General features: G+C 56.7%; 3 protein-coding genes. 1 reads left to right on the top strand and 2 read right to left on the bottom strand.

What is annotated here, in order from left to right; genetic code table 11:
• Together AC2FNB_RS21220 and AC2FNB_RS21225 are read right to left on the bottom strand one after the other, a co-directional pair.
• A partial coding sequence (locus tag AC2FNB_RS21220; RefSeq protein WP_480752207.1) for a hypothetical protein occupies window positions 1-254 on the bottom strand: 254 nt, incomplete at its 3' end.
• Between the two features lie 52 nt (window positions 255-306).
• Complete coding sequence (locus AC2FNB_RS21225; RefSeq protein ID WP_496748704.1) at window positions 307-1,020, bottom strand: uroporphyrinogen-III synthase; 714 nt, start codon at window positions 1,018-1,020, stop codon at window positions 307-309.
• Window positions 1,021-1,116: 96 nt separating this feature from the next.
• On the opposite strand from AC2FNB_RS21225, the gene AC2FNB_RS21230 reads away from it, so the two are divergent.
• Window positions 1,117-1,493 (top strand): tRNA (adenosine(37)-N6)-threonylcarbamoyltransferase complex transferase subunit TsaD (locus AC2FNB_RS21230; RefSeq protein WP_496748705.1); only part of this gene is annotated, 377 nt, incomplete at its 3' end.

Genomic DNA, 1,493 nt, shown 5'->3' on the forward strand with positions numbered 1-1,493 from the left:
TCGGCTTCGGCTTCGGCTTCGGCTTCGGCTTCGGCTTCGGCTTCGGCTTCGGCTTCGGCTTCGGCTTCGGCTTCGGCTTCGGCTTCGGCTTCGGCTTCGGCTTCGGCTTCGAAGGTCAAATCTTCCGAGGCTGTAGCATCGTCAACGGTGTTTTCAGTCGCACCTGCCGAAAAGTGCGAACTCTGGTCGTCGGTTGCGTCATCTGTTGCAGGGATCGCGTCGTGGTCTTCATCAGTCTTCTTTTTGCCGGCCACCGTCAGCTCCCCCTTGATTCTCAAATACTTAAAACCCACAGACCAATGCAGGTTAATCCGCGTTCCGAGCGCTCTCAACCCGCATACGATCACTCACAAGTTTTTTAATCGCGGCGCGCATTCCTTCGGCGTTTGGATTCTTGCTAATAACCAGGCCCAGAATATTCAACGATTCCATTGGCTTCGCGGCTGCTTCACTTATTGCCGCCGCCCATAGCGGGGCCGTGCCTTCCCAATGATCGGCAAAATGTCGCGCGGTTCTTGGGGAGAAGATCGGGGCCAGCACGGGTTGATCATCAACCATCGCCGCGCGTGCCGCATCAGAGAATCCAAGCTGTATTTGTCGGTAAACAACCTGCTCCTCCGTTGGCAATCCGGAATTGGAAAGAGTTACGGCGACATCGCCGAGACCGTGTTCGCCTCTCAAATGCAACAGTGGTCCTTTGGGTCGGCGGGAAACCAGGTCCGCGATCAACTCTTCTGCCGTTTCGCCGGCCATAATTGCCTGCCACCCTTCTTTGTTTGCGGCGTCAGTTGTCGCCGGGCCCACGCAGAAAGCCGGACATTGTCGGTCACCTGACAACCGCGCCGTAGCGGCGACACCGTTTGAAGATGTGAAGATGACACCTGCGAAACGGCCAAGGTCAATATCCTGGCCATGTGGTTGGATATCGATAAGCGGAGAAATAATGACGTCTACATCCGCCGACAAAACCGGAAGCAGTTGCGCTGCAAACTTTTCAGAGGCGGCGCGGGGGCGGGTCATCAACAGGCGTATGGGCAAAGCGATCAGTCACGGGATTGTTTGAATGCGCCCGGGGTGATACCCCGGCTTTCGATCATGATGCAACGGTTCGGGTCGATGGCGCAAACTTTAACGATACTTGGGCTGGAAAGCAGCTGCGACGATACTGCAGCGGCCGTCGTGCGTCACACCGAGGGAGAACCTGCGCAAATCCTGTCTTCAGTCGTTTATGGCCAGACCGAATTGCATAGCGCCTTTGGCGGCGTTGTGCCTGAAATTGCAGCTCGGGCACATGCAGAGAAACTGGATGTTTGCGTCCGTCAAGCCCTGGAGGATGCTGGTCTATTTCTAACAGATATGGATGCAATCGCGGTGACTGCCGGACCGGGGCTGATCGGTGGCGTCATGTCAGGAGTGATGTGCGCCAAGGGCCTGAGCGCTGCTACCGGCCTGCCGCTGATCGGAGTAAACCATTTGGCCGGACATGCGCTTAC

The sequence above is a fragment of the Ruegeria sp. BHSB058 genome, assembly GCF_059613285.1.